Below are 20,611 nucleotides of genomic sequence, written 5' to 3' on the forward strand. Positions count from 1 at the left end.
ATCTAAAACCTGGTGGTTTGTCCTGGTCGCATGAGGACTCCGGGGGCAGATGAGAGGGGGGAGACTCACTTCGGTATAGGCCGGTCGTGAAGGGGTAGCGGGTGCCGCCATGAGCGACGTGCGAACAGGGCCGGTGACCACGAAGGTCCCCGCGCGGTTGGACCGGTTGCCATGGTCACGATGGCACTGGATGGTCGTCATCGGACTCGGCACCGTCTGGATCCTCGACGGCCTCGAAGTGACGATCGTCGGAAACCTCTCCGCCCAGCTGGCGAAGGAGGGCAGCGGTCTGGCGATCACCCAGACCCAGGTCGCGGGTACCGCCGCCGCCCTCTACGTGGCCGGAGCGTGCCTGGGGGCACTGTTCTTCGGCTGGCTCACCGACAGGTTCGGCCGCAAGAAGATGTTCATCATCACGATGGTCGTCTACCTGGTCGCCACCGCCGCGACGGCGTTCTCGTTCTCCGCCTGGTGGTTCTTCCTGTTCCGGTTCCTCACCGGGTTCGGCATCGGCGGCGAGTACGCCGCCATCAACTCGGCCATCGACGAGCTCATCCCGAGCCGCCACCGGGGCAGGATCGACATCATCATCAACGGCAGCTTCTGGCTCGGCGCCGCGGGCGGCGCGCTGCTGACCGTGCCGCTGCTCAACAACCTGCCGCTGAACATCGGCTGGCGCGTCGCGTTCGGTATGGGCGTGGTGCTCGGCCTGGCCATCCTGCTGGTGCGCAGGCACGTGCCGGAGAGCCCACGCTGGCTGTTCATCCACGGCCGTGACGAGGAGGCCGAGGGGCTGGTCGACGGGGTGGAGAAGCGGATCGAGCGCGAGAAGGGCGTGAAGCTCGACGAGCCCTCGCGGTCGATGACCATCCACCAGCGCAAGTCCATCGGGTTCGGCAAGATCGCGCACACCATGGTCGCCCGCTACCCCAAGCGCACGGTCCTCGGCCTGTCGCTCTTCATCGGCCAGGCGTTCCTCTACAACGCCATCACCTTCGGGTACGCGCAGATCCTGTCGACCTTCTTCGGCATCAAGACCGAGACCGGCTACTACTTCGCCGTCATCGCGGTCGGCAACTTCCTCGGCCCGCTCCTGCTCGGGCGGCTCTTCGACACGGTCGGCCGCATCCCCATGATCTCCGGTACCTACATCGGCTCGGGGGTGCTCCTCCTCGGTACGGCCTGGCTGTTCAACCAGGGGGTGCTGACCGCGGTCACGCTCACCGCCTGCTGGTGTGTCGTGCTCTTCTTCGCCTCCGCGGGGGCGAGTTCGGCGTACCTGACCGTCAGCGAGATCTTCCCGATGGAGACCCGGGCCATGGCCATCGCGTTCTTCTACGCGATCGGCACCTTCGTCGGCGGCGTGTCCGGGCCGCTGGTCTTCGCCAACCTCGTCGAGAGCGGCAGGCCCGGTGACACCGCGCTGGCTTTCTGTATCGGCGCGGCTCTCATGATCGCCGCCGGGGTGGTGGAGCTCTTCCTTGGGGTCAAGGCCGAGGGCAAGGGCCTGGAGGACATCGCCGAGCCGTTGAGTACCACTCCGGACTGAGGTTGAGCACCACTCCGGGCTGAGCACCGCTCCGGACCGAGCGCCACTCCGGGCTGAGAAGCACGGCTCCGCCGGGAGTTTGACGGTCCCCTGTCGCGGCAGAGGAGCACATAAGATCATTTTTCGTGATCGATCGGATTGACCGTGATCGACCTGCCGGGCTGGACACCGTCACCCGCACCGTGATTCTGCTGGAGGTATGCATGCGTGGTACAGCTCGTGCGCTCGCCGTGACCACCACCGCCGCTCTCGCCCTCGGACTGACCGCCTGCGGCACGGGCGGATCGGCCGACGGACGGCCGGTCGAGCAGGCCGTCCCCGAGGCCGGTGAGCGGACGAAGAAGCCCGAGAAGCCGGCGGGACCCGTCACGCTGAAGTACTGGACCTCCTCCCTGCCCGAGGCCGCGCTGACGAGGGCGATCACCGCGTTCGAGCGGGCGAACCCCGGTATCGAGGTCGAGCTGCGCACCTTCGGCGAGGCCGACTACCGCGAGCGGCTGCCCGAGGCGCTAGCCGGTGACGAGGCGCTCGACGTCGTCGGCCTCCCGATCCCGACGATGACCCGCTCGGTCGCGAACCGGCTCCGCCCGGTCGACGAGTGGAAGGACAAGGTCTCCGGCGGCTGGGTCGACGAGCTCGACGAGAACGCGGTGAAGCAGACGGAGAAGGCCGCCAAGGGCGGCACGCTCTACTCCGTCCCGATGGGTTCCAGCGGTGGCGCGGTCATGTACTACAACGTCAATCTCCTGTCCGAGCTCGGGCTCTCCTTCCCCGAGACGGCCGCCGATCTGGAGTCCGTCGTCATGCGGGTCAAGAAGGAGATCCCCGGCCTCCAGCCGGTCGTCTTCTCCGGCGAGCCGCGCAAGCAGGAGGAGTTGCTGTTCACCATCGCGGGTCAGACCCACCCGACCCTCTCCGACGACTTGCTGACCGGCGGCAAGCCGTGGAACGGCCCCGAGATGGTCTCGGCCCTGACCGCCTACGGGTCGCTGTTCGACCGGGGGGTGCTGGCGAAATCGGCACTCACCCTCAAGGGCGACCGCCCGGCCGAGCTTTTCCGCTCCGGCAAGGCCCTGTTCCTGGTGGACGGCTCGGGCCGGAGCCCGATGCTGTCGGCGTCCTACCGCGAGACCGCGAAGGTCTCCGTCAAGAAGGTCGGTGCCGGGCCCTTCCCGACCATCCTGCCGGGTGCCGAGCACGCCGTCCGCAGTACGGCCGAGGTGGGCCTTGCCGTCCCCAAGAGCTCCAAGCACGTGGCCGAGGCGGCCACGCTGATCGAGTTCCTGACCGCGGGCGACGGTGTCGCCGAATGGGCCGGAGACCTGGCGCTGGTTCCCGCGCGCGAGGACTTCCGGATGGAATCGTCCGTCTTCGCCACCTCGGAGGGCAAGGACGGCTACGCCGCGATCCAGGAGCTCGTCAGGGACGGCGGTTCACTGAACGTCCCCGACGAGGCCTTCCTGGAGCGCGCGGAGGGCGACGCCATCCTCGATGTCGCCCACGGCCGGACCACCGCGAGGAAGGCGGCCGACCTCCTGCAGAAGGAGTGGTCCCGCGGCCAGTGACGACCCCGTCCGGTCCCGCCTGGCTTCGAGCGGCTCCGTCCGGCTCGAACGGCCCCGGCCGGTGACCGCTTCCTCTCGCCGGGGCGCCAGGCCGGATCAGGCGTCCACGGGCCGGAAGGTGCGCCGGTAGGCCATCGGCGAGACGCCGATGGCCACCTGCAGATGCTGGCGGAGCGAGGCGGCGGTGCCGAACCCCGACCGCAGGGCGACGCCGTCCACCGGCAGGTCGCTGGTCTCCAGGAGTCGCCGGGCCAGCTCGACCCGCTGCAGGATGAGCCACTGCCCCGGGCTGAGGCCCATCTCGTCGCGGAAGCGCCGGGTGAAGGTGCGGCGGCTCATCCGGGCGTGGGCGGCCAGCTCGCTGAGGGGAAGCGGCTCGTGCAGCCGTTCCAGCGCCCAGGCCCTGGTCGGGGCGGTCGTCGCGGCGGTCGGGGCGGGAATCGGGCGCTCGATGAACTGGGCCTGGCCGCCGTCGCGCCACGGCGGGACGACGCACCGCCTGGCCACGCGGTTGGCCACCTCGGTGCCGTGGTCGCGCCGGACGATGTGCAGGCAGAGGTCGACCCCGGCGGCCACCCCGGCCGAGGTGAGCACGTCCCCGTCGTCCACGAACAGCACATCAGGGTTGACCTTGACCAGGGGGAACGTGTTCTGGAAGTGCTCGGTGTGCTTCCAGTGGGTGGTCGCGGGACGGCCGTCGAGCAGCCCGGCCGCCGCGAGCACGTAGGCGGCGGTGCAGATCGAGACCAGGCGGGTGCCCGGCCGGATGCGCGCGATCGCGCCGGCCAGGGACTCGGGGAGCCGTCCCTCGGTGGAGGTCGTGCCGAGGGTGTGGGTGGCCGGGATCACCACGGTGTCCGCGCTCTCCAGGGCCTCGGCCCCGTGTTCCACCGTGATCGTGAAGTCGGCGTCGGTGCGTACGGGGGCGCCGTCGACGGTGCAGGTGAGCACCTCGTAGAGCGGCTTGCCATCCGGGCTCCTGGCACCGCCGAAGATCCGCGGCGGGATGCCCAGCTCGAAGGGGATCACACCGTCCATGGCGAGCATGACGATCCTGTGCATGACCCGATTCTCACATAGGGAAGGTGCGGGCCATCTTGGCCGGGGCGCCTTCCGCCCGTCCTCCAGACACGGCACGAGGTGAGGTCAGGTGCGGGCCGAGGTCGAGAGCGGCAGGCGGAGGACGAGCCGGGCGCCGCGGCCGGTGGTGCTGTCGGCGGCGTAGAGCCGGCCGCGGTGCGCCATGGCGATGTCCCTGGCGATGGGCAGGCCCAGGCCGGTTCCCCCGGCGTCGCGGCTGCGCGCCGAGTCCAGGCGGGTGAACCGCTGGAAGACCCGCTCCCGCTCTCCCGCCGGGATGCCGAGCCCGTCGTCGGTGACCTCCAGCACGGCCTCGTCCCGCTCGCCCCGGACCTGGACGCGCACCTCGCTCACCGCGTGCCGGTCGGCGTTGGCCAGCAGGTTGGTCAGCAGCCGGCCCAGCTGGACCCTGCTGCCCCGTACCACCACGCCGGGGTCGAGCTTCAGCAGCACCTCGTGCCGGGACGGCCTGCGCTCCACCTCGGAGACGACCAGCTCGGCGAGGTCGATCGGCTCCGGCGGGCCCCGTACGCCGGCGTCGAGGCGGGCGAGCAGCAGCAGGTCCTCGATGAGGACCTGGAGCCGTTCCGCGTCCGCCAGCGCGGAACGCATCGTCTCCAGCGGGTTCTCCGACTCCGGATCGAAGATCGCAAGTTCGAGCTTGGTGCGCAGCCCGGTCAGGGGGGTGCGCAGTTCGTGGGAGGCGTCGGAGGCGAAGCGGCGCTGGTTCTCCACGGCGTGCTCCAGCCTTTCGAGGGTGGCGTTGATGGTCTCGGTGAGCTGCGCCATCTCGTCCTCGGTGGCGGGGACGGGCATCCGGCGGCTGAGGTCGGAGGCGGTGATCTCGGCCATCTCGGTGCGGATCCGCTCCACCGGCGCGAGCGTACGGCCGGCGAGATGCCAGGTGCCCCAGCCGAGCAGCGCGAGAAGCCCCGAGGAGAAGAGCGCCAGCGTGATCTCAAGGAAATTGGTGCGGAGCGACGGGGGTTCCGGCACCGCCGCGTAGACCATGACGTCGCCGTAGACGCTGTGGGCCATCCGGAAACCCACGGTGATGTAGCACGCCCGTTCCAGCAGCGATCCCAGGCACGCCGTCCCGTCCACGCGCATGTCGCCGTCCGCCGGACGCATTCGGGTGATCGGCGGCATTCCGAGCATGGCGGGGCTGGCGGCGACCACCCGGCCGTCGTTCGCGACGACCTGGATGCGGTTGATGCGATTGATCGGGAGGACGATGATGTTCGCCGGGCCCTTCCCGATGTCCAGACTCGTCTTCCTCGCCGCCACGGCCGCCGCGCTGACGAGGTCGGTCGTCAGCCTGTTCTCCACGACCTGCCACGTCGCGAACGCGCCCATCCCCAGCGCCAAGGCGAACACGATGATCGCGATGAGCGTCACCCGACCCCGGATCGACCGCGGACGTCGCAATACAGATACCCCCCTGAAAAGCGGCGTTTCTTTCTCAAAAGCCCGCTTTTTACTATTTATAGGTGGTCGGTATTAATCGACAGGCAAAATCCGGCCAAGTTCTCACGCCCGTTCGGCGGCGAAGGGCAATGGTTCCTCCCGGCAGGGGCCGGGAGGGCACCGTCGCGGTTCCGGCCCCTCGACGGCAGGCCGATCATTCCCCGGCGGGGACGGTCAGGCGCCGGTGCACGAGTCGTGGGTCGCGTCGAAACCCTTCAGGCTCTCGGTGTCGCCGCGGGGAAGCGGCTTCAGGCCCTTCCAGTCGTCGCCGATCGTCAGGACGAGCCTGCCGGTGGTCGCCCGGCGGACGGGCAGCGGCCTGGAGGCGAGCAGGTCGCGGCTGAGGGTGGGCGCCTTGGCGGCGCCGTTCGGCGAGTAGGCGATCGTGGTCGTCGGGTACGGCTTGCGCGACGCGTCGCCGATCCTGGCGACGTGGTAGCCGCGCTCCTCCAGCTGGACGGCCACCAGGGTGGCCAGGCCGGACCGCATGGTCCCGTTGCGCACCTCGACCTGGATCTTCGACCGGGGCACCCTGGTCTGACCGCCCTTGACCCCGGAGCCGGTGATCGCCCGGTCCGTCGCGACGATTTCGAACAGCTTGCCGCTCTGCGGCTGGACCCATTCCACCCGGCCCGGGTGGACCAGCGAGTAGCGCCACGGGGTGGTGATGAAGTGGATCTGCCCCGCGGCGAGCCCCTGGGCGCTGGTCGCCAGGTCCCGCATGACGCCCGGGGTGAGGCCGGGGTCGGTGGTGACCGACTTCGTCGCCGCGTCGAGGAAGCCGAACAGCCGGGTGGGGTCGGTGAGCGTCTCGCCGCTCATGACCTTCTTGACCATGGAGGCGATGAACATCTGCTGGCGCTGGATGCGCCCGATGTCCGAGCCGTCGCCCAGGCTGTAGCGGGCCCGGACGTAGCCCAGGGCCTGTTCGCCCCCGAGGTTCTGGCGTCCGGCGGCCAGGTGGAGCAGCGCCTTCTTGTCGTCGATCGCCTCGGGTACGCAGATCTCCACGCCGCCGACCGCGTCGACCATGCCCTTGAAGCCGGTGAAGTCGACCTTCACGAAGTGGTCGATGTGGATACCGGTGAGCGACTCGACGGTCTTCCAGGTACAGGTGATGCCACCGGAGTTGAACGACTCGTTGATCATGCCCACGTGCGGTTGCTGGCCGGGCAGCCCCTGCCTGGCCCGGCAGGCCGGAAGCTGGACCATCGAGTCGCGCGGGAAGCTGATGACCATCGCGTTGTCCCGCTTCGGCGAGATGTGCGCGAGCATGATCGTGTCGGTCCGCTCGCCCGCCACCCGGCCGTACCTCGCGTTCTTGCCGCCCCGCTGGTCCGAGCCGACGACCAGGACGTTCAGCGCCTTGCCCGCGGCCTTGGCCGGGCGCCGCCCGAGGTCCTCCGCGGAGACCTCGACGTGCTTGACGTTGCCGGTCAGCTTGACGTACGCCCCGGCCACCGTCCCCGCCGCCACGAGCACCACGGCGGTGACGGCTGCCACCAGCCACCACAGCCACCTGCGGCGCGGCCGGGACGAGCGCCGGCCGGGCTGGCCCGGAGGCGGCTCGGTGGGCGGTTTGGGGAATGCGTCGATCAACCCGCTGCTCACGTGACTCCCGGGGGGGAAGCGGCCACGGCGTGGACCCGTGACCGAGGAGCCGTACTCCGGCCGTCGCCGAGTTTACTGATCTCCCGGTGTGGTGGATCCGGTGCGGACATGTCCCGGTCTCCGGGTGTGGTGGATTCGGTACTGACGTGTCCCGGTCTCCGGGTGTGGTGGATTCGGTACTGACATGTCCCGGGTGGAACGCGTGCCCTGTTACGATCCGCCGGTGATTATCCGTGACGGGCATCTCGGCGACGTACCGGCCGTCCTGGCGATGTTCGACGGCGCGGTGGCGTGGCTGACCTCCCTGGGCCGCACCGGCCAGTGGGGCAGCGAGCCGTTCTCCACCGACGCGGCCCGCGTCGAGCGGATCACCTCGTGGGCGACGTCCGGCGGGATGCGCGTCGCCGAACTCGACGGCCGGCCCGCGGGCTGCCTGGTCGTGGGGCCCGCGATGCCCTACGTCACTCCCGCGTCCGAGCCGGAGCTCTACGTCAGGGGGCTGGTCGTCGACCGGAGGTTCCACGGCCGAGGGGTCGGGGCAGCCCTGCTGGAGCGCGCCCGCGCGGAGGCCGCCGGGCTGGGGATCGGGCTGGTGCGGGTCGACTGCTACGCCGGTGGCGACGGCCGGTTGGTGGCGTACTACGAGAGCCAGGGCTTCACCAGGACCGAGCGCTTCACGGTCGGCGACTGGCCGGGCCAGCTCCTGGAGGCGAGGCTTCCCGCCGCCACGGGCTGAACGTCCCGCGTCGGGTGGTGTGTGCCGAGGGTGGTGCGTGCCGAGTGGTCCGCGTCGGGCGGTGCGTGCTGAATGGCCGTGCCGGGTGGTCCACGGCCGCCGGGCGGCCGGGCCGGGGCGAACGGCCCGTGCCGGGAAGCGGTCCCGAGGTGGATGCCACGAGCCGATTCACCCGGGGGCGTCACGCGCGCGAAATCTCCGTACGAGAGGATTGCCGGAGATTTACCACTACTTGGGGGATTTGTGGTTGGCGCTCTCGATCACCGCTATCGCGGTGAGCATCCAATCCGCACGCTCGCCTACCTTTTCCGGGAGGACCGCCTCAGGCTGCTCGTGGCGGTCTTCGCCTTCCTGGTCAAGCACAGCCCGACCTGGCTGTTGCCGCTGATCACCGCCAACGTCGTCGACATCGTGGTCACCCGCGCCCCGATCGCCCACCTGTGGGTCAACGCGGGCGTGCTGCTCGTCCTGCTGCTCCTCAACTACCCCCTGCACCTGCTCTACGTCCGCTGCCTGCACGGTGCCATCCGCCGGATGGGGACGAACCTGCGTTCCGCGCTCTGCCGCCGCATGCAGCAGCTCTCCATCGGCTACCACGCGCGGGTCAGCGCCGCCGTGCTCCAGACCAAGGTCATCCGGGACGTCGAGAGTGTGGAGCAGACCAGCCAGCAGGCGGCCGACATGGGACTGTCCGCGCTCACCATGCTGGCCGGGGGCCTGGTGGTGATCGCCGTGCAGGTGCCCGCCGCGATCCCCGTCTTCCTGGTGGTCGTACCCGCCGCGGCCCTGCTCGTGATGCGGATGCGCACCCGGCTGCGCGACGACAACGAGAGCTTCCGCCGCGAGGTCGAGCAGCTGTCCAGCCGGGTCAGCGAGATGACCACGCTCATCCCGATCACCCGCGCGCACGGCCTGGAGCAGGACGCCCTGCACCGCGTCGACGGCACGCTGACCAAGGTGCTGCGCAAGGGACTGCGGCTCGACCTGCTCAACGGCAGCTTCGGCGCGCTGGCCTGGATCCTGCTCAACGCGCTCGGCGTCGCCTTCCTCACCGGTTCCGCGCTCGTCGCCTACTACCAGGTCATCCCCATCACGGCGGGCGACGTGGTCATGCTCACCAGCTTCTTCGCCACCCTCACCGCCGCCGTCACCTCCCTGCTCACCCTCACCCCGATGATCAGCAAGGGGCTGGCGTCCGTACGCTCCATCGGCGAGGTCCTCCAGGCGCCCGACCTGGAGCACAACGCGGGCAAGGAGGAGGTCGCCTCCGTCCGCGGCGAGGTCGAGTTCCGCGACGTCGGGTTCTCCTACGGCGAGGAGACCGCGATCACGGGCTTCGACCTCACGGTGACCCCCGGCGAGACGATCGCGCTGGTCGGCCCCTCCGGAGCGGGCAAGTCGACCGTGCTCAACCTCGTCATCGGCTTCCTGCGGCCCACCTCGGGCCGGATCCTGCTGGACGGGCGCGACATGGAGACGCTGGACCTGCGGACCTACCGCAGGTTCCTGTCCGTCGTGCCGCAGGAGTCGATCCTGTTCGAGGGCAGTATCAGGGAGAACGTCACCTACGGCATGGCCGACGTTCCCGAGGACCGGGTGCGGCGGGCGCTCCAGGACGCCAACGCGCTGGAGTTCATCGACAGGCTCCCCGACGGCCTCGACACGGTCGTCGGGGAGCGGGGCGCCCGCCTGTCGGGCGGGCAGCGCCAGCGTCTGGCCATCGCCCGCGCCCTGATCCGCGACCCGCGCGTGCTGATCCTGGACGAGGCCACCTCCGCCCTGGACACCCGCTCCGAGGCGCTCATCCAGGAGGCGCTGACCCGCCTGGTCGCCGGGCGTACGGTCCTCGTCGTCGCCCACAGGTTGTCGACCATCCGGGGGGCCGACCGCATCGTGGTCATGCGCGACGGCGGGATCGAGGAGGTGGGCACCCACGAGGAACTGATGCGGCTGCGCGGCGCCTACGCCGGGCTGCAGGGCGCCCAGCTCGCCTGAGCCTCCGGGGGCCGGTCCCCGAGCTTGGCCCCGGAGCGTGTGGAGCTCGTCGGACCGGTCGGGCCGGGGACCGGGGCGCGGGAACGACTCGGAGGGCCTGAGACACGAAGAGGGGGCGGGACCCGTGACGGGTCCCGCCCCCTCCTGTCCTACCTGTCCTACGGGGTGGGTTCAGCCCGCGGTGCCCGTCGAGGACGGGTAGATGCGGAGCCAGTCCACCTCCATCCACGCCTCTCCGGAGCTGCCCTGGCCGGGGAACCAGTCCAGCTGCAGGCAGACCGACATCGAGCTCCTGGTGGCGTTGCCGGAGCGGAACCACTCCTGCCCGTCGATGTAGCCGACGACACTGCTGGGAGTGACCTCCACGGCGTAGGTGTGCCAGGTGGTCATGTCGATGTTGGCGTGGGCCTGCTCCTGCCCCTGGGGGGTGTGCAGGAAGAAGTTCGGGCGCTGCCTCTCCGGGTCGTCGATGACCTCCAGGAAGTCGATCTCCTCACCGGTGGAGCTCCGCACGTTGCCGCCGCCGTCCTTCGGCCACAGCAGGGCGACGGGGTGGTACGACCCGGCGCCCGGGTACAGGCGGATGCGGGTCTCCCAGCGCCCGTAGGCCTGGTCGTGACGGGCGGCCAGGCCGGCCGTGGTCCCGTCCTCGCGGCCGTACAGGTAGAGCGCCCCGTTGCCGAGGTAGAGCTGCTGCGGGGAGCGGCGGCCGTTGCCGGCGTGCCCGGCCGAGTCGTAGAACACCCAGTCGGACTCGTCGAGGTAGTCGTCGAACTCCGCGCACCAGGACGGCGCGCCCCAGTTGAGGGCTTGCGCGGCGCTGGCCTCGCCGGTGGCGGCGGGGGCGCAGGGAGCCGCCGAGACCACCTCTCCCTGGGCCGCGCTGAGGGTGCTCACGGTCAGCGCGGCCACCATGCTGAGTACGGCCACCCGCACGTGGGATCTGGTGATCATGACTACTCCTCCCAGGATCTGGCGCAGAGTGTGGAGGGACTGAAGCTCCAGCAGCCGGTGCTCGTCGGGCTGGGGACCGACGGCGCGGTCGGGTTCGGCGGCGGCTGGGCGGGTGAGGTGGGCGGCGCGAACACCCAGCGCGGCGCGCCCGCCGGCCCCTGGTTGGCGATCAGCCGGACGCCGGGGAACTCCGCGGTACGGCCCCGCCAGGGCGCGAGGCTCCAGCACGAGGCGATGTCCGCCGGCTCACAGAAGTCGGAGGTGGAGCGCCTGAGCGGGGGCAGCGGCAGGACGGTGTGGGCCGAGGGCGCCGGGGACGGGGCCGCCATCGGGGATCGGGTGTTCTGGACCGGCTCGGTCAGGAGCGAGGGCTCGTAGACGCCGGTCCGCGTGGGCGCGGGCCGGGGCGCGTGGGTCACCCAGCGCGGCGGGCCGGTGCGCGGGGGGGTGGCGGTGGACGTGGGGGTCGGGCTCGCCGAGGGCTTCGGCGTCCCCTTCGGCGGGGTGGTGGGCTTCGGGGTCGTCGACCGGGTGGGCTTGGGCGTGGGGGTGGCACTCGGCGCCGGCTTGGTCGCCGTCGCGGTGGGGGTTGCCGTGGTGGTGGCGGTCGCGGTGGGGGTCGCGGTTGCCGTGGCGGTGGGGGTGGCCGGTGCCGTCGCGGTGGGAGCGGGGGGTGTGGGGGTCGGGGTCGGCGCGGGCTTGGTGGCCGTACCGGAGGGGGCCGGTGTCGCCGTCGGCGGTCGAGGTGTCCCGGTCGAGGTGGGCACCGGGCTCGCCGTGGACGACGAGGTGGCGCTGGGCGACGGCGCCGGGGTGGCGGGGGCGGACGTCGCCGTGGCCGTCGCGGTGGACGTCGCCGACGGCACCGGGGTGGGTAGCGGGACGGGAGCCGTCTTCGGCGGTGCCGGAGCGGGCTTCTTGGCCGCCGGGGGCGTGCCGGTGGTGGGCTTGGTGTTCCCGGACGGCGCCGGGTTGGGCGCCGCGTTCTTCGGCGGCGCCGGGGGGGCCTTCCTCTCGTTCTCCGGAGGCGTGTCGGTGGGCCTGGTGTTCCTCGAAGGCGCCGGCTCGGATCGCCTCGACGGCTCCTCGGCGGATCTGGTGTTCACGGGCGGATTCTCGGCGGGACGCGACCTCCTGGACGGAGGGTCCGACGGCACCGCCTTCCTGGGCTGTACGGCCTCCCGCTCCCCTCTCTCCCGAGAGGGCGCGGAGAACTGCTCGGCGGGAACGTCTTCCGTGCGCGGCGCGGTGTTCCTCTCGCCGGGACGGTTGCGGGACGCGGGAGGGGAGTCGCCGGTCTCGGGGGCGCGGTTACCTCTCCTGTCGGGGGACGGGGCCCTGTCCGGTCCGGAGCGGGAGCCGCGGTCCGCGCGCGGCTCCCGCTCCGGTGCCAAGCGGGAGCCGCGGTCCGAGGGCGGGTCCTGGTTCGGCGCGGAGCGGGAGCCGTTGTCCGTGTGCCGGTTCCGGTCCGGTCCGGAGCGGGAGCCGCTGTCCGAGGGTGGATTCTCGTCCGGTGCCGAGCGGGAGCCGCGGTCCGATGGGGGGTTCTCGTCCGGCGGGGAGGGGTTTCCGTCCTCGGGGGGGAACTCCTGTTGTGCGGGGGGAGGTCCGGCGGGGGGACCGGCGAACTCCTGCGGCGATGAGCCGGAGCTCACGCCGGGGTCCGCCACGGCGGCCCACGGCTGGGCGATGACCGCGCTTGTCGTCGCGGATACCGCGGCCAGCAGAAGGCCGGAGAGTAAGGTGACCCGCCGGGACGAGCTGCGTGGGGGCATTGATCGCTCTTCCTGGATCTATGGGGTGGGCTCTGGGCCGGAGATGGGTTTCCAGCCCGCGGCGGTGAATTCCGGGGTGCCCGGGAGGGCGACCTGCGGCACGGAGGTGGCGAGGGGGTCGGGGACGTTGACCCAGTCCCCCTGGTTCGCACCGCGCATGCCGGGTTGCCAGACCATGAGCAGGCTCATGGCGTATGGGCTCGAATAGGTTGGATCGGTGTCGCCGACGCCCTTGGTCGCGGTCACCTGGACCAGGACCGATACCTGCACCTGATCCTGGGCGCGGGCCTTCCACTGGACGCCGATCGTCCGCGTCCGCATGGCGGCCCCGTCGGGGAGCGCCCCGTCCTTGGGAAGGCCGAGGATCTCCCGCCACCCCGCGACGGCCTCGCGGGCACCGGCCCGCGCCGCGTCGTGCTCCTCGGGCCGTGCGTACAGCACCGCCGCCTGCTCGGCCTGTTCGGCGTCCAGGGTCCACGCCGCCTCCAGCGCCGCGGCGGCGGCGGAGACCGCGCCCAGCTCGGTGCGGGGGAACCCGACGGGGTAGCCGGCCGCGCCCTCGTAGGCGGAGGGCGGGGCGAGCAGCACGGTGTCCCCGACGGCCTTCGGCGCGGAGGCGTTCACGGGGGTGGGGTCGGGTCGGAGAAGCTGCCACGCGCCGGCCGCCAGCAGGATCGTCCCCACGATCGAGACGACCACGATGAGCATCCGCCGCCGGGCGCGTGGCGGCGGGCCCAGATCCCAGTCCAGCGTGGGATCGTCGGCGACCGGTCGCACTAGTGACCCCGGTCGGGGCGCTGCCCGAAGGTCTGACCGGCCGCCGCGGCGAGGCGGAGGTACGCGCCCCGGGTGGTGGGCCGGAGGCGGACCAGGTCCACCTCGGCGCCCTCCTTGAGGTGCGGGTCGTAGGGGATGCGGATCACCGCGCGGCAGCGGGAGGTGAAGTGGCGCTCCAGCAGGTCCAGGTCCACGTCGGTCTTGGGTTCCACGGCGTTCAGCACGACGATGGCGTTCTTGACGAGGTCGGCGTGGCCGTGGGCGGTCAGCCAGTCCAGCGTCGCGGCGGCCGAACTCGCCCCGTCCACCGCGACCAGGCTGACCAGCACGATCTGGTCGGCCAGCTCCAGCGTCGCGCCCATCGCACCGTGGAGCAGGCCGGTCCCGCAGTCGGTGATGCAGATGGAGTAGTAGCGCTCGATGAGCCCGGCGACCGTGCGGTAGTCCTCGGCGTTGAACGCCTCGCTCACCGCCGGGTCGGTGTCGGAGGCGAGGACCTCCAGCCGGGCGGGCGACTGGGAGGTGAAGGCGCGCGCGTCGGCGTAGCGCAGGATGTGGGGGGCCTCGGCGAGCATGGTACGGATGGTCGCGGCCGTCTCGGACTTGACCTTGATGCCGAGGGTCCCGCGGTCGGGGTTGGCGTCGATCGCGATCACCCGGTCACCGCGCAGGGAGGCCAGCGTGTTGCCGAGGGCGACGGTCGTCGTGGTCTTGCCGACCCCGCCCTTGAGGCTCATGACCGCGATCCGGTGGTGCCCGCTCGCGACGGGGGTCTGGGCCTGCGCCATCAGCGTGCGCCGTTCCAGCTCCGCCGCCGACTCCGCGGGGATAATGCGCTTGCCGGAGAGCTGCCAGACGAGACGGCGCCACCCCCCGGCGGGTTCCGGGCGGCGGTTGGTGAGCAGGTGTTCCGCGGTGAGCGGGACCGTTTCGTGGAACTGTTCGGGTGGGGTCGGCGGAGTGGGCGGTGATGCGTGGATGTGGGGAGAGGTATCCGTCACTGCCGTGGTCCTTTCTCGAAAAGTGATCTTGGGGGATGGGGTCGTCAGCAGGTCCGCCAGCGCACCGTCGTACCGATCGAGTCGTCGAGGCCGTGGACGGTCATCGGGGCGGTGACCGAGGCGGGGGCGCCGCACCAGTTGCGGACCCGGTGGGCACGCAGGTTGATCACCTGGGTGACCCCTTCGCGCAGCGTGCCGCTGGAAGGGCTCACGGCCAGGCCGGGAGCCGATATCCGCCACTTCAACGGCTCTCCCGAGATGGTGAGGACCATGCTGCCCAGGCCGAACTCGTCCAGCGTCACCACGGGCGGGACCCGCAGGCGGGAGGCGAGCCCGTCCTGCCGCGCCGGCGCGCCGGCGGCGGAGGGCGGGGGCTGGGTGGCCTGGCTGGTGGACGCCTGCAGCGACCTCGCGGGCTCCTCGGGCTCGATCGCGGGACCGAGGAGGTTCATGCCGGTCAGGGTGCCCGCCGCGCCCGCCACGACGATGATGACGACCTTGATCGTCGTGTTCCTGATCCGGGCGCCCGCCCAGCTGAGCGCCTCCAGCACGCGGATCCCCATCTCGATCCGCTCCTCGTCGGGGCGGTCGTCGGGTTCGGTGTGGAAGCGCAGCGCGGGAATCTGGGCGTCGTCGTGTATCCCGGTGTCGCGTACTCCGGTCTTACGTACTCCGGTGTCGCGTATCCCGGTCTCGCGTGCTCCGGTCTCTCGTACTCCGGTGTCGCGCATCTCGACGGACGCCTGCCCGGCGATGACGACGGGCTCGGCCTTGACGACCGGTTTGGGAGCGGGCGGCTCCTGCCTGGGGATGGTGCCGGTGAGCTCCTCGCTCTGGGCGAGGACCTCGCGCGCCCACGCCTGGGTGAGCAGGGCGTCGTAGAGCGGGGTGTCGTGTCCGGGTACGGGTGGCGCGGACGGCGGGCGGGACGGCCGGGTCCTGCGGGGCGGCAGGGCGGGCAACGGGGGCAGGCCCGAGGGGTTGGCGGGATCGGAGGAGCCCGCCGAGGGCCTGTCCCCCGGCGCCGTACTCGACGGTGTCGCGGCCGGTGGCTTCGCGGGAGCCTTCGACGCCACCGGCGGGTAGGGAGGCGTGCCGACCCTGGGCGAGGGCGGCGCCGCGGCCGGCTGTGCCGGGGAGACGGGCGGTGTTGAGGACCGGTGTACGGGTGGGGCGGGGGTCCGGCCCCCGGACGGAGGGGCGGGCAGGACGGGGGACCCGCCACGGGCCGGGCGCGCGGGCGGGATCACCTCGGGGGCCGCCTCCGCGGCCGCCTCGCGGGCGACCTCGGGAGGCAGCGAATCCGTGAGCCGCTGCCGTTCCTCGGCGGAGAGCGACGCGACCGGGGGATGGGAGATCATCTGCGGCACCGTGTAGCGGATGTTGATCGGCCGCGTGCACACGGAACACCTGATCATGTGAGAGAGCAGGCTCGCACGGGCGTCCCCCTGGTCGGCCGGAGCGGACGCCGCCCGCCCGCCGGCCAGGCCCTCGGGGAGGACGCCGGGGAAGACGGCCTCCACCAGCGGGGCGAGCTCGGGACAGGTACGCCGCCCGTGGGCGAGCGCGTCCAGCCCGCTCACCAGGGTCTCGATCAGGTCCTGGGTACGGGTGGCGAGCCTGGCGACCTCTTCGACGGGCATCGCCAGCACGTGGGAGAGATCCTCCATGCCGAGCGCGTGGCGGTACGTCAACCTGAGCGTCTCCGTGCCCAGGGGGTCGACGATCGTCCACACCCGCTCGATCAGCGAGGCCTCGGGCATGCCGGGCCCGGAACCCGGCACGTACCGCTCCCGGTACCCCGGAGAGGTGCGGCAGTCACGTCGCAGTGCGGCCAGCAGTCGTCCCCGGGCCGTGACGCCCCCGGGAGCGTCCTCGACCCGGCCGGCCGCCAGCGCGGAGACGACCGCCGCGTGCGCCCGGCCGGGTTCGAGGTGGGAGACGGCGTAGTCCATCAGGTGCGCGCCATGCTCGCGCACCCAGGCCGCCCCCTGGCCGGGGCCGGGCGTGAGACGCCCGGTTCCGGTGGGTCCGCTCATCGGCCGTCGTACTCGACCGAGTCCGGATCGACCAGGCCTTGGTCGGTACGGCCCTGGTCGGACTGGAAGGGAGCGGTGTTCTCACCCGGCCACTGCTCGGGGACGCCGTCCCCGCTGTCTCCGGGATCTCTGGGGGCCACCGCGTCCTCGGGGCCCGGCTGCTGCTGGGCGGGGTTCAGCCCACCCGTGTCCGGCTGCCAGGGCTCCTCCTGGCCGGGGACGCCCTGCCGCTGGTCCGGCTGTCCCTGGTCGGACTGCCGCTGGTCGGGCTGTCCCTGGTCGGGCTGCGGGAGGGTGCTCTCGCTGGGGATCGGACTGGGAAGCGGGACGGGAGGGGGATCGGTCACCACGAGCTCCAGGTTCCGCTGGGGCAGTCCGGTGAACTTGGTCCAGTTGCTGATCTGACCGGGCGCGGGCTCCGCGTAGAGCCAGCGGATGAAGGCGGGCCACAGGCACGAGTCACGGGGAATCATCGCCTGGCCGCCCTGGGACGGGCTCGGCCCACGGGTCGCGCTGAGCGCCTGGATCTCCTCGGTGGTGTAGTTACGGCACGGCGGGGTGCCCGGCGGGGCGATGTTGAGGTCCCACACGCCGTTCTCGTCCGTGTAGCGCATGCCCCTGTCCAGCCCGAGGGCCTCGTAGGCGCGCCGCAGGAGCTCGGGGTTCTCGAAGACCGGCAGCGAGACACCACCGTCCGGGCCGCCGCCGGGAAGCTGCGGGGTGGCCGGCATGAGCACGGTCCCGTCGGGACCCTGCGACGCGTTCTCACCGGGGCCGACGGAGGGCCGAGGCTGTACGGGCTGGGAGGGAAGGCTCCGCGACGGGCTCGGCGCCTGGGTGCGCTTGTGGCCACCGGACGGCTGGACCGGCCCCGGGTTGCCGTTGCGCGCGGTCGGCGGCGTCGAGGGTGCGCCCGGGTCGCCGGTCGGCCTGGTCTCGGGAGGCGCGGTGGGGAGGGTGATCTCGCCCGAGGGCACGATCGGCCGGCCGTTGCCCGACCGGACCGCCGGCCTCAGGGTGCCCGTCGGCCGGGGGTTCCTGGCGGTGTCCCCGGGCTGCGGGGGCCGGACGTCACCGGTGGGCCGGGGCTGCTGCTGCCCGTTGCCCCCGGTGGGCTGGACCTGCGGGGGCTTGAGGCCGCCGGTGGGCTGGGGCTGCTGCCCGTTCCTGTTCCTGTTCTGGTCGGGAGGCTGCTGCCCGTTCCTGTTCCTGTCCCCGTTGGGGGGCTGCTGCCGGTTCCAGTCTCTGTTCCCGTCGGGGGGCTGCTGCCCGTTCCTGTTTCCCTCGGGAGGTCGCTGTCCGTTCCTGTCCCCGTTGGGAGGCTGCTGCCCGTTCCCGCCCGTGGGCTGGGGCTGGGGCTGCCTGTCGCCGTTGGTCGCCGGGGGCTGCGACCGTCCGTTCCCTCCGCCGGGCTGGGGCTGCGACGGCCGCGAGGGGTCCGAGGACCTCGTCCCGCCGGCCTCGGGAGCCGGCTTCGGCGGCGCGACAATCTCGATCTTCTTCTCCGCGGGGCGCTCGATGACGCTGCCGCTCTCGTTCTCGCTCTCCGAGACGTTGCCGCTGATCTTCTTCGTCGGGGTCGGCGGGGGCGGAGGCGGCGGGGCCGGAGGCTGCACCGGCTGGTTGTTCACCGGCGGGGGCTGGGCGGGAGGCTGCACCGGCGCGGGGTTGGGGGCGGGCTGGACCGGCGCGGGGTTGGGAGCGGGCCGGGCGGGCGGGTCGGCCTTCTTGGTCGCCGTGGGCTTCGGCGCGGTCGTCTTGGGAGCCGACGGCGGGGTCGGCGTGCTCTTGGGGTTTCCCGGCCGCTGGACCGCCGCGGCGGCCACGCCGAGGACGGGAAGGGCGACACACCCCTCGGCGGCACCCCCGATCGCGTGCCCGTCGGTGGTGGTGGTCAGGCAGACCCGCTGGTCCCCGGCGGCGGCGGCCGGTTTGGCGCCGTCCGCGATCGTGCTGCCCGCGTCGGCGCCGGACAGCGGAAGCGGCTGGTCACCGCCGGGTGCCGCGCTCGACGACCAGGCTCCCGCCTGGTCGTCGAGGAGGTACGTTCCCGCGGCCAGTCGCATCACCTGCCCCTCGCCGGGGTCGGGGCGCATGGCGATGACGGTTCCCAGCCCGGCGCCGGCGCCGAAGACGCCGATCGCGACACTCGCAGTGATCACCGTCGCGCGCGATGGCTTACGTGAGGGTGTCATTGAATGGTCCTTTTCTTCAGGTGAAAACGTCAGTCGCCGCGGCTCTCCAGGACGTCGCTCCACTCGCCCAGCACGCGAGCGGGCTCGTTCGAGCCGGCGGGGGGGATGTGTGTCACATACATGCGTCCGTACGTGGCGCTCACCGAGCGGGCGAAGGACTTGTTGCGGGTACGGACGGCGGCCGAGCCCTTCAGCTTGACCTTCGCCCCTTCCCGCACCGCCTCGCGGAGCTCGGTGGATCGGGCTCCATACCAGACCAGGGCGCCCCCGTCACTGGTCCTGAGTGCGCGTACCGGTCCCTCAAGCCGGTACGACAGCGTGAGCCTCCAGTCGGCCTGGTCCAGCCGGGCGCGCTCCTGCTGCCAGAACAGCGCGGCCTCACTGGTCCACGGGCCCTCGTCGAACCGCGGGTCGATCTCGGCGTTCTCCAGGCTCGTCAGGTGCGCGCGGGCGATCTGCCGAGGGGTCGCGCTCAGCCCGGTGGCGTTCTCCGGGAGGCTCGCGGCATACCCCTCGCCGTCGGTGGCTATCTTGGGGAACCGCGCCGGGGTGGCGCGCGTGTCGGCGGCCGAGGCGACGAGCCGCCAGCCGCCGGGTGCCGAGCTCATCACGTCGACGATCCGGGCGACGCCGGGCTCGTACGAGACCGCGACGAACCAGTCGGCGGTGCCCTCCACGTGGCGCGGGATCCACACCTGGGGGTTGGGCCATATCCCCGTCGCCAGTGAGGTCCCCTGCATCTCGGCGGTCTTGAAGCCCGCCCGCGTCATCTCCAGCGCGAGCCCGTGCTCCAGCTTCGCCATGGCCGCCTGGTCCTTCCTGGCCTGGGCCACCGACAGCCCTCGCTGGTAGCGGCCGTGGATGCCGTACGCCTCCTTGGCGGTGAGCTGGGGCGAGCGGGACCCGGCCGGTGGGTCGGCGGGTGGCGGGTTGGCGGGCGGCGGGGTGGTCCTGGTCTCGGTCCGTGGCCGCTCCGTGGGAGTGGTCTCGGGGCGGGGGGACCTGCCCGTGCCGCTTCGGGTGGGTTTCGGGGTCGGTGTGGGGGTGGAACGGGAGGAGGTCGGCGTCGGTGAGGGCGAGGAGGTGGCCCTCTCCCAGCCGGTGTCCGAGGGGTCGGGAGTGGGGTTCGCCGCCAGGGACGAACCGGAGGGCGCTCTGGTCGCGAGCCAGAACGCGGCCACGGCGATGATCGCTAAAACCACCGTGAACAGAATAACCTTCCGCCAATCGAATGACAGGAGGCGTTCGGGATGCCAGTCGGATGCGTGTTCGGAATCGTGCCTAGAGGAACCACTGCCACGGCCAGAGGACCCATCCTGTCCATCTGGGAAATCTGATGCACGCCATGACATAGGTCCAAATATTAGACTGACCGTGATCTATTTGGAAGGTAAAGGGCCCAGTAATTGCCACTTATGGTTATCGAATTATAAATAACACCTAAGTAGATATATGGTCCGTCCGAAACGGGGAACGCCCCCACCTGCTGCCCTCCTGTGGGTGGACCGTGCCACGAGTTCTCTAGAGATCTCCGGCCATCCCGAGGTTTCGGATGATCCTTCACGTTTCTTGTTGAACTGCCATTTCCCTGGCGCAGGCCGGTCGTTCGTCTCCCGTTGGGCTTTCCGGCGGGAGTCGGTGCTCTCGTCCGCGTACGGACGATCACGCACCCGTTTCCCACTCCGGATTGGCGCAAGCCGTCATAGCAACTTGATATGTATGCGTTTCCTCTGTTTGCTCGTTCGGGCTCCCGGCCCGTGTTCGGCTAATTGGAACCCCCACTTTTCCAGGGGCGCGCGGACGGTGGCCCTCCGCCCCCGGGCGCCCGCCGGACGGGGCGCGCGGGCGCGCGATCGGCCGGCCGGGA

The 20,611-nt window shown here is 71.6% G+C and carries 14 protein-coding genes; 4 read left to right on the top strand and 10 right to left on the bottom strand.

Translation table 11 applies throughout. The annotated features are described in order from the left end of the window. The first annotated feature begins 190 nt into the window (after window positions 1–190). Complete coding sequence (locus tag ABD817_RS35680; RefSeq protein WP_344922834.1) at window positions 191–1,549, top strand: MFS transporter; 1,359 nt, start codon at window positions 191–193, stop codon at window positions 1,547–1,549. Window positions 1,550–1,752: 203 nt separating this feature from the next. Beyond that, entirely contained in the window at window positions 1,753–3,114 is a 1,362-nt protein-coding gene (locus tag ABD817_RS35685) for an ABC transporter substrate-binding protein (RefSeq protein ID WP_344922835.1), read from the top strand. A gap of 96 nt (window positions 3,115–3,210) precedes the next feature. Here the strand turns inward: ABD817_RS35685 and ABD817_RS35690 are convergent, their stop codons facing one another. From ABD817_RS35690 to ABD817_RS35700, 3 genes are all read right to left on the bottom strand, one after another. Next, window positions 3,211–4,176 (bottom strand): GlxA family transcriptional regulator, encoded by a 966-nt coding sequence (locus tag ABD817_RS35690; protein ID WP_344922836.1) that lies wholly within the window; start codon window positions 4,174–4,176, stop codon window positions 3,211–3,213. Window positions 4,177–4,260: 84 nt separating this feature from the next. Beyond that, window positions 4,261–5,592: a sensor histidine kinase gene (locus ABD817_RS35695; protein ID WP_344922837.1), complete on the bottom strand. Its 1,332-nt coding sequence runs from the start codon at window positions 5,590–5,592 to the stop codon at window positions 4,261–4,263. Window positions 5,593–5,835: 243 nt separating this feature from the next. Further along, window positions 5,836–7,272 (bottom strand): LCP family protein, encoded by a 1,437-nt coding sequence (locus ABD817_RS35700; RefSeq protein WP_344922838.1) that lies wholly within the window; start codon window positions 7,270–7,272, stop codon window positions 5,836–5,838. Between the two features lie 223 nt (window positions 7,273–7,495). On the opposite strand from ABD817_RS35700, the gene ABD817_RS35705 reads away from it, so the two are divergent. Together ABD817_RS35705 and ABD817_RS35710 are read left to right on the top strand one after the other, a co-directional pair. Further along, on the top strand, window positions 7,496–8,008 hold the full coding sequence (locus ABD817_RS35705; RefSeq protein WP_344922839.1) for a GNAT family N-acetyltransferase: 513 nt from the start codon (window positions 7,496–7,498) through the stop codon (window positions 8,006–8,008). A gap of 243 nt (window positions 8,009–8,251) precedes the next feature. After that, window positions 8,252–10,003 carry an ABC transporter ATP-binding protein gene (locus ABD817_RS35710; RefSeq protein WP_344922840.1) on the top strand — a complete coding sequence of 584 codons (1,752 nt, stop codon included), beginning with the start codon at window positions 8,252–8,254 and terminating at the stop codon, window positions 10,001–10,003. A 171-nt stretch (window positions 10,004–10,174) separates the two neighbouring features. Here ABD817_RS35710 and ABD817_RS35715 read toward each other — a convergent pair whose 3' ends face one another. From ABD817_RS35715 to ABD817_RS35745, 7 genes are all read right to left on the bottom strand, one after another. After that, window positions 10,175–10,957, bottom strand: coding sequence for a glycoside hydrolase family 16 protein (locus ABD817_RS35715; protein WP_344922841.1), 783 nt, complete (start codon window positions 10,955–10,957; stop codon window positions 10,175–10,177). A 2-nt stretch (window positions 10,958–10,959) separates the two neighbouring features. Next, window positions 10,960–12,063, bottom strand: a complete 1,104-nt coding sequence (locus ABD817_RS35720; protein ID WP_344922842.1) for a hypothetical protein — start codon at window positions 12,061–12,063, stop codon at window positions 10,960–10,962. A 687-nt stretch (window positions 12,064–12,750) separates the two neighbouring features. Next, window positions 12,751–13,509, bottom strand: a complete 759-nt coding sequence (locus ABD817_RS35725; protein ID WP_344922843.1) for a hypothetical protein — start codon at window positions 13,507–13,509, stop codon at window positions 12,751–12,753. After that, a complete protein-coding gene (locus tag ABD817_RS35730) occupies window positions 13,509–14,510 on the bottom strand; it encodes a MinD/ParA family ATP-binding protein (protein ID WP_344922844.1) in 1,002 nt (333 codons plus the stop codon). The genes ABD817_RS35725 and ABD817_RS35730 overlap by 1 nt, the downstream gene beginning before the upstream one ends. A gap of 44 nt (window positions 14,511–14,554) precedes the next feature. Continuing rightward, a complete protein-coding gene (locus tag ABD817_RS35735; RefSeq protein WP_344922845.1) occupies window positions 14,555–16,549 on the bottom strand; it encodes a hypothetical protein in 1,995 nt (664 codons plus the stop codon). Next, window positions 16,546–18,744: a hypothetical protein gene (locus ABD817_RS35740; protein ID WP_344922846.1), complete on the bottom strand. Its 2,199-nt coding sequence runs from the start codon at window positions 18,742–18,744 to the stop codon at window positions 16,546–16,548. The genes ABD817_RS35735 and ABD817_RS35740 overlap by 4 nt, the downstream gene beginning before the upstream one ends. Window positions 18,745–18,773: 29 nt before the next feature. Further along, window positions 18,774–19,946, bottom strand: a complete 1,173-nt coding sequence (locus ABD817_RS35745; RefSeq protein WP_344922847.1) for a DUF8094 domain-containing protein — start codon at window positions 19,944–19,946, stop codon at window positions 18,774–18,776. Window positions 19,947–20,611 lie beyond the last annotated feature (665 nt).

This window comes from Streptosporangium oxazolinicum (genome assembly GCF_039537505.1).
Classification (GTDB): Bacteria; Actinomycetota; Actinomycetes; order Streptosporangiales; family Streptosporangiaceae; genus Streptosporangium; species Streptosporangium oxazolinicum.

Bases quoted from the DNA above. Each gene is read 5' to 3' on its own strand.
- ABD817_RS35680 (WP_344922834.1), top strand. From the start codon at position 191: ATGGTCGTCATCGGACTCGGCACCGTCTGGATCCTCGACGGCCTCGAA.
- ABD817_RS35685 (WP_344922835.1), top strand. From the start codon at position 1,753: ATGCGTGGTACAGCTCGTGCGCTCGCCGTGACCACCACCGCCGCTCTC.
- ABD817_RS35690 (WP_344922836.1), bottom strand. From the start codon at position 4,176: ATGCACAGGATCGTCATGCTCGCCATGGACGGTGTGATCCCCTTCGAG.
- ABD817_RS35715 (WP_344922841.1), bottom strand. From the start codon at position 10,957: ATGATCACCAGATCCCACGTGCGGGTGGCCGTACTCAGCATGGTGGCC.
- ABD817_RS35735 (WP_344922845.1), bottom strand. From the start codon at position 16,549: ATGAGCGGACCCACCGGAACCGGGCGTCTCACGCCCGGCCCCGGCCAG.
- ABD817_RS35740 (WP_344922846.1), bottom strand. From the start codon at position 18,744: ATGACACCCTCACGTAAGCCATCGCGCGCGACGGTGATCACTGCGAGT.